Annotated in this window: 7 protein-coding genes and 2 pseudogenes; all 9 read right to left on the minus strand. The window is 27.1% G+C overall.

All coding sequences use genetic code 11. The features are described 5' to 3' along the window. Positions 1–371, minus strand: a pseudogene (locus tag CLPUN_RS03160) (transposase); the annotation flags it as partial. Between the two features lie 304 nt (positions 372–675). After that, positions 676–981 carry an IS110 family transposase gene (locus tag CLPUN_RS28460; protein ID WP_242954027.1) on the minus strand — a complete coding sequence of 102 codons (306 nt, stop codon included), beginning with the start codon at positions 979–981 and terminating at the stop codon, positions 676–678. Between the two features lie 28 nt (positions 982–1,009). Then, on the minus strand, positions 1,010–1,282 hold the full coding sequence (locus tag CLPUN_RS28465) for a hypothetical protein (protein ID WP_242954028.1): 273 nt from the start codon (positions 1,280–1,282) through the stop codon (positions 1,010–1,012). A gap of 42 nt (positions 1,283–1,324) precedes the next feature. After that, positions 1,325–1,756 (minus strand): IS110 family transposase, encoded by a 432-nt coding sequence (locus tag CLPUN_RS28470; protein ID WP_242954029.1) that lies wholly within the window; start codon positions 1,754–1,756, stop codon positions 1,325–1,327. Between the two features lie 400 nt (positions 1,757–2,156). Continuing rightward, the gene (locus CLPUN_RS03170; protein WP_077845941.1) at positions 2,157–3,428 is read right to left on the minus strand and encodes an insulinase family protein; all 1,272 of its coding nucleotides are present in this window, start codon (positions 3,426–3,428) and stop codon (positions 2,157–2,159) included. 84 nt (positions 3,429–3,512) lie between these two features. After that, positions 3,513–3,704 (minus strand): hypothetical protein, encoded by a 192-nt coding sequence (locus CLPUN_RS03175; RefSeq protein ID WP_077845942.1) that lies wholly within the window; start codon positions 3,702–3,704, stop codon positions 3,513–3,515. Positions 3,705–3,794: 90 nt separating this feature from the next. Further along, entirely contained in the window at positions 3,795–5,357 is a 1,563-nt protein-coding gene (locus CLPUN_RS03180) for a radical SAM protein (protein ID WP_077845943.1), read from the minus strand. A gap of 18 nt (positions 5,358–5,375) precedes the next feature. Next, positions 5,376–6,887: an ABC transporter ATP-binding protein gene (locus tag CLPUN_RS03185; protein WP_207652737.1), complete on the minus strand. Its 1,512-nt coding sequence runs from the start codon at positions 6,885–6,887 to the stop codon at positions 5,376–5,378. Between the two features lie 565 nt (positions 6,888–7,452). Continuing rightward, positions 7,453–8,066 (minus strand): annotated as a pseudogene (locus CLPUN_RS28475) (IS982 family transposase); the annotation flags it as partial. Positions 8,067–8,184: the final 118 nt, after the last annotated feature.

The raw sequence follows: 8,184 nt of genomic DNA on the forward strand, positions 1-8,184 counted from the left end.
CACTAGTTGTCATTCCTTTTGCATAAAGTGATATTATTTTTTTGTCCAATTCAGTACATACTGTTTCATATTTCTTTATTATCTGTGGTTCAAATTCTGCATTCCTATCTCTTGGTACGTCTAAATCTACATCACCGAAGGAGCTTCTGAGGTTTTTAGCGCTATATCCATTGCGGTAATTTTTCTTAGCCGGTTCTTTGTTTTCTGATCTTTCATATTTATTTCGACCAAGGTGCTCTTCCATTTCACCTTCTAGAATATTTTCTAGAACATCTTTGAATTAATCCATCCTTACCCATTACATCATCTATGGTCTTACATTTTTTCACTTCCGATTTGTAATCAAAATCATCATCAATTGCTTCTGTCATAATTATTACTCCTTAAATATTTTAAAGTATATTATTCCAAAACTACCAAATGATTATGTAAAAAAACAGTAGATAGTTTTGTTTTTACACAAACTTGCTAATAGATTGTCAACTATTATTTTAAATTTATATTCCTAAAAAAGTGTAACCTTAATAAAGCTACTGCAAAGTAGCTTTATTATATGGACTAGCTATTATAGATTCTTGTATAAATTCATAATGCGGGTATAATAAATTCTTAAGAACTTATTTAGAGCTGCCATTTTAGCCACATTTTTTGCTTTTCCTTCGGATTCTTTCTTTATCATAAATTCATAAACAGCATTTTATCTTCTGTTGGCTTTGTAATTTTCAAAGCCATCATTACTTCGTATCCGACTTTTCTTAGACTAGCAGAACCACGTTTTGATATATGTCTTCTATTTCCTTCAATTTGACCAGATTTATATGGAGGGGTATAGTTTCCGGCATAGGCATTCAAAGCCTTAGCACTTGTAAGCTTTCTAACATCTCCAATCTCAGCAATTAGTCTTGGTGCAAGCTTATCCCCAACACCTTTTAATGACCTAACAATTTTATATTCTGGTAATGTGTACGCAATTGTTTGCATCTGTATTAAAATAGAATTGCTAGATTCCTCAATTTTTAATACAATGTTTAAGGGCAATCTGTGTTGAGCTATTAACTGATCTAGTTGTGATACTGTTTTGGGCCAATTCATATATTTTTAGTGCTTTGATTGCCCCATTACGATATCCTTGCTTTTTAGACCAAGCTGAATATTCTTTTATAAATCTTTCTTCACTTCTACACTTAATATTTTCAAAGTGCTCAAACTTTTCAACAAAATCATATAATATTTTACTTGAATTCCCGGTAGTTCTACTTAAAATCGTATTAATTCCAGGCATAATCTCATCAAGAAGATTATTAAATTGAATCTTTGCTTTTACTCATATTGAAACAGTTTGATTATATTGTCTTGATAAAAACTTTAAATCATTATATTTTTTATCTCCACCTTCATATCTTTTAAGGTTAAACCTTTTCTCAATCGCATATTTTGCGATTCTAATAGCATCTTTTTTATCAGTTTTAACTTTTCTAAGCTCTGTATTACCATATTTTTTCATTAAATAAGCATTAACTACACTGACATATATACCTTCTTCGCACAACTTTTTCAATACTGGATAATGATAGTGCCCTGTAGATTCCATAGCTACAAAGACTGTATCTTCTTGATTTTTAATCCAATCAATTAATTTGTTAATTTCATTTTGGATATGTTTGAATTCTTGCGGTTTCATAATAATTTCTCCAGTATCCTCCATAGCTGCTACTGTACTTTTGCTCTTGGAAACATTAATTCCAATTCCTATCATTAATTAATCATCTCCATGTCTCTTTATAATTGGTTCCAGCACAATCTTATTCATTCGTATTTGTTATTTACACGGGTGTTTCTCCCAACTTGCTTAATCGAATATTGAATAAGGTGTGCTGGTCAACACTTTGTGTAACGGGCGTTTTTTATCCCAAATCTATCTCCGTTGACCAATCAAACCTATCATAAAAAAGATAAGCATAGATGTCTATCACTAATGTGATAGACATCTATGCTTATATTGTATAAAAACTATCTACTGTCCCAAGTTTAGTATAGATATGTCGGAAATGTTGACGAGACCCCTAAGTGAAATTCAGTAATATTCCCCATAAAAAAATTAGGAACAATTTATATAAGCCTTTAAATTGTTCCTAACATGTTTTCAAATTATATTTCTATCTTGTGCCCCTTACTTTTACTATTTTGCAATAACCATTCAATATCTGTTTTAATAGATGATTTATATCATTAATATCTATTTGATTTATAATCTTTATAATTTCATTATAATCTTCATTAACTAGTAAAATAGCTTGATTATCAAAAAAATTTTTTATGTATTCTTCACATATTTCTTCTGCAGGGAGGGCATTTTCTTCATTAATAATTTCAGTTAATATATCCTGTAAAATGTCTAATTGTGCTTTAAATTCCTCTTGTTTAAATCCATCTTTGATTAGTTTATCTATTATTCTCATATATAAATTTTCTGTTTCTTCTAATTTATCAACTTTATATACTACTATGAAATAGTCATTTTGATCTATATTCCTTTTATCTGTACATCCTATATCGATAATATTTATATTATTAAATTGAAACTCATTTTGGATATAATTTTCTAACATCCTATCAAAAAAATATCTTATTAATCTCTTTTTCAGATTACTATTGTCAAACATAAATCTATAATATAGTTTGACTACATTATAATTTTTTTCTATATCTTCAAGTATAAGAACCTCGTTTTTTAAATAAGGAAGAATACTCTTTTTCCGTACCTTACTTACTCTTGTAACTGATTTTTCATTATTAAATATCTCAATTATCATTTTTTCAACTTCGATTACATCCACATCTCCAATTATTATAATTGCTTCTTTATCTAAAGTATAATTCTTATTATGGAATTCTAATAATTCTTTCATAGTTATCTTTTCTATTAACTTAGGTGTTCCCATAGGTAACTCTTTAACACTTCCATTTGTTATAAATTCTATTATTTTTTCTTGAATTTTATTTTTATTTTTATAATATTCACATTCATATATTACATCATTTTTTACTTTACTTAATACTTCTTTTCTAAAAACATCTCCATTAATAATATTCTGAATAATATAAAAATCATCTTTAAGATTATTTACTTCATTTCTTCTATATATTCTAAGAACTGTTCTATCAAAGTCAGTATATCCTGAAAAATTATATTTCTTAATATTTATAAAATTAAAAAAATTGTCATCTAATACACTCTCATTTAAAATCTTCTGTGATAGACACATATGTTCGCTCAAATGAGCGAGTCCATTTTTATTTTTTTCATCATTTAATGAACCTGTTTTTCTCAACAAAATAAATCTTATTTTTTCCTTTATATTGTTATTATAAATATAATATTTCATTCCACTTTCTAACTTTCCAATTAGTTTTTTCTGTTTTCGCAAAGTAATCCTCCTTCTAAAATAGCTACCTAATTATAATTAGGTAGCCATTTTTGTCAGTAGTCAATAAATTTTCTATTATCGGTTTTATAATGCATAATTGTAATGCATATTAGTTGTTCCATATCCACAGCTACATACAGTACCTGTCTTACCACTAGATCTTGTTCCTGAATAATTTGTTGCATGTTCTCCAACACTGCAAGCACAGTCGCAGCTATTAGCCGAAGTATACACTTCCTTCATATTCTTATTAAAAGGATTTACTACTTTAATCATTTATCTCACCCCCTTTCATGTATTGATTAATTTAATTATTCTTCTGTATCTTTTCATATAAAATATACAATTAATCTTCGGATTTAATTTTTACATAGTTCTCATTTTATTTAAATCATCTAATTTTTCAGGAGTATTTTCAAGTATACTATGATATAAAACAAGACATTCTTCTATCATATTTTGAGTATTACTACAATTTCCAATTTTCTGTTCCCTATTAAATCCTTCTTTTGTATAATTACCCATATAACATTCATTGCATAAGTCTGCTGTCCAACATTGGGAACACATATCTATAGAACCATCTGAATAATCTTTTATATAATATTTTTTTATTTTATTAAAATCAATTCCCTCAAAAACATTTCCAATGCTTGGAGAACTTCCAACTCTCTCACAAACATAAAAATCTCCTTTTGTATCTATATATAATCTTCTACTTCCAGGCACACAACAAGAATTAAACCTATGTACTGGTTGAGCTTTTCTTGTTATTCGTCTATTATGAACAGCTAATAATCTCCGCTTTATAACTTCATTCAACACATTTCTAGATTCAGTTATTACGCTTTTAGATTTTGCCAGCTTTTTCTCTCCCCAGGCTTCAAGTACATTTATTAATTCACCATTAATATTGTATCTAGGATCTTTAATTAACTCTTTTATGTGTTCTTTATCATCAACAGTCCCTGGAGAAACATAATTTATATTAACCTCTACTTCTTTAGGTAACCATTCTAAATTTTGAAAAAATTCATTTATTCTTTCTACTTTTTCAAATGTATATGGTGGTGCAAAAACTCCATTTATTGAAAGACTATTAGTCGGATTATTTTTAAAAGCATTAACTAAATATTTAAGACCTCTTATTGCATCTTTAAAACTACCCCTACCATCAATATATTTTCTATAACTGTTTTGAACATCTTCCGGACCATCTAAACTGCAAAGAATATTTACGTTGTCCACTGAAGCAAAATAATTTGCTATTTCCTCTGTAACCAAGGTTAGATTTGTAGTGAAAGCAAAAGTAAGCTTTTTATCTTTTATTGTTTCTTTTGCATATTCAATACACCATTTTAATAAATCAAATTTTACTAAAGGCTCTCCACCATAAAAAGTTACAGCTATTTCTTCTCCAGCATGCTCCTTAGTATAATCAATAGCAGCCTTAGCTATTTCTATATTCATATCACTATTATTAAAATTTCTATTTCCACTGTAATCTTCATTATAAATACAGTATCCACATCTCAAATTGCACTTTCCGGTTACTTCAATAATAACTTGCATCAAATTATTATTAACACTATTCTCTAAATTTTCATAATGATTACTAGTATATAATCTGTCAATAACAGGTGCATTAAAAATATCTTCCTCTTCTATGATTTTATTTAATTCATCCATTGCTTCCAAAGCTTTTTCATCTAAGGATTCCTCAAATTCTCGCCAGGCTATCTTATTATCTCCATAAAATATAAAGTCTAAAATTTTAAAAACATCTTCATCTAACTGCAGTACTTTTCCAGTACCAATATCATAAAAATAATGATTTTTTTCTGTATTAAATAGCTTGCCTAATCTGAAAATTTCTTTTGATTCTTTTAATTTAAATATATTTTCCACTTTATTATCTAAACAGTTCAATTTTATTCCTCCTCTACATTAAACATAACATTCACTCTGCATTCCATATAGTTCTGCATACAATCCGTCATTCTTAATTAATTCTTTATGAGATCCTTTTTCTATTATTTCACCATCTTTAATAACAAAAATTTCATTAGCTATCTTAACAGTTGAAAATCTATGTGAAATAAGAATACAAGTTTTTCCTTCAACCATTTTATTAAAACTCTTAAAAATCTCATATTCTGTAGCTGCATCTAAAGAAGCAGTTGGTTCATCAAGTATTAACATAGATCTATCTGCCATAAAAGCTCTTGATATTGCTAGCTTCTGCCATTGACCAAGTGATAAATCAACACCGCTTGTCCATTCCTTTTGAAGCTGTGTTTTATACTCTTTCGGAAGCTTTTCAATAAATGCTACTGCTCCAGATTTAGCTGCTGCTTCCTTAATCTTGTCCATATTTTCAATATTTTCTATACTCCCTATTCCTATGTTTTTATATACTTCTAAGGGATAACGTACAAAATCTTGGAATACTACAGCTATATTTTCATATATAGATAATCTATCGTATTCATTTATGTCTATTCCATCTATATATATATTCCCTTTATTAGGTAAATACAGCATACTTAACAGTTTAATTAATGTAGTTTTACCTGAGCCATTCATCCCTACTAAAGAATATGTTTTTTTAGCTTCTATTTTTAAATTAATGTTCTTTAAGGCATAATCTTCTCTATTAGGATACTTAAACCACACATTTTTAAATTCTATTGTTTTAAAGTTTTTATTAAATGGCATTTTTTTTGTATGTTCTTTATTATATTTAGGTTTCAACTCTAATATAGAAAATAAACTTTGCATATATAGCTTATTTTCATATAACTCACTGATAACATTTAATACTATTGCAATAGATGATTGAATGCTTTCAATTCCTGAAATAAACATCGTTATGCTTCCTATTGAAAATTTGTTTTTAATAGATGATACTATAGAATATAACTTTATTCCGTATGATAATATATTTTCTAAACTAAAGGCTAATGTATAATTTCTTAAAAATCTTTTTCTTATAACCTTATCTTCATCTATATATTGTTGATAAATATCTAATATTAATTTTTTGAAATATTTTCCTACACCAAAGATTTTCATTTCTTTAATGTTTTCATTTGTGATAAATATTGATCTTAAATGCATAACAAATCTTCTTTTTTCAAGTCTTTCATTAAATAACGAAAATTCCTTAGTTGATACTTTAACACTTATACAAAACATAGGTATCGTTGTACATACACATAAAATTATTATCAAGGGATTATATGTTAAAAATATTGTTGCTGTTCCTAGCAAACTTACAACACTTTTTATTAACTGTATTAACATGTTCATAAATTCCATTGATCTACTTACTGATTCATCATTTACCTTTTGTATATCATCATAAATCTTTGCATCATCAAATTGAATAAGATCTAATTCTGCTATTTTTTCTAAAGTTACCTTTGAAATATATTTATTTAAATACTCAGATAGCATTTTTTTATAATAACTAGTCATATAGGTAAATATATTTTCTAAGTTAAAAATAACCAAATGAATAATCAGAAATATAACAATTACATTAAATTTTTCTTGTTTTCCATCAATTATTAAAGCTATGCTGTCAATTAAATTCTTCCATATTATTAATTTGCAAGGACCGGCTAAACCTATGAGTATATTTATAAAGAATATTAATAATATGTAAAACTTTGAACATGCCCACAATATCTGTAACGTTTTTCCAAAATTTTTTATAAAGTCCTTTATTTTCCTCCCTCCAATCTTTAAAATAATTATAATACTTTTTTTATAATTTAAAATACATTTTGCTTAAAATATAAAATATAATACATTAAATGTATTTTTTTCATTTTTAAGTTATTTTTTTATTCAATATTCCATTCAAGTATAATAATTCATCTTTTATGCCTTTATAACTATTACTATTTTTTTAATTTAACTCGTTGTGCTAATAGATAATTTTTCATTAATAGTATTATTGTTCCGTTGGATATGACTACACTATCCCTAGAGTTCTGAAGCAAGATTTCAGGAAAGTTTATCCAAAGACTAAATCCTTAATTCTTGATATCTCTGGTTTAGTATTTAAGGTTTTATTGATAAAGTAGCAAATGTTGTGAGCTAGTATTTTATTACTTATTCGACTGGTAGGTCCCTACATGGATTTAGCTAAAACCCTTTGTATATTTAATTGTTCCGACAGTTGAGAAAATGAGGTTTCAACTCTTCTTCTACCTTTAAATATCATTTGTCTAAATTCTTTTGGGATTAAACTCTATAAGTCTTATTCCTTTTTAGAGAAATAAGACTTATAGAGTTTTCAGATTTTAAATCTAATGTTAGTTTATCGCCAACATAGCCTTTATCACCTATAACCGTCGAAAACTGCAAGTTTTCAGTTAACTCCCATACCGCAATTCTATCATCGATATTACCTATGGTTAATGTAAAGTCATCCAAATAGCCATCTAATGCTATTAATGCATGAAGCTTAAACCCATAATATATTTCCTTTTTCGAAACACATTTTCCATAAGCAACTTTATGCCTAAATGTTTTATTAAAGCGTGCTCTTCCGAACTTGCAGACAGGAATAGGTATGCTATCCATTATTCTGTGTTTATCATATTTATAACCAAGAAATGGAGTATACCCTATTTGATAGACACATAGAAAAGACGTTATAATAACAATAAAGAAGGATGTGTTTATCAAATGAGTAAGAGAAGAGAGTTTTCTGTAGAATATAAGAAAGAGATAATAAAATTAG

The organism is Clostridium puniceum (genome assembly GCF_002006345.1).
GTDB lineage: Bacteria > Bacillota > Clostridia > Clostridiales > Clostridiaceae > Clostridium > Clostridium puniceum.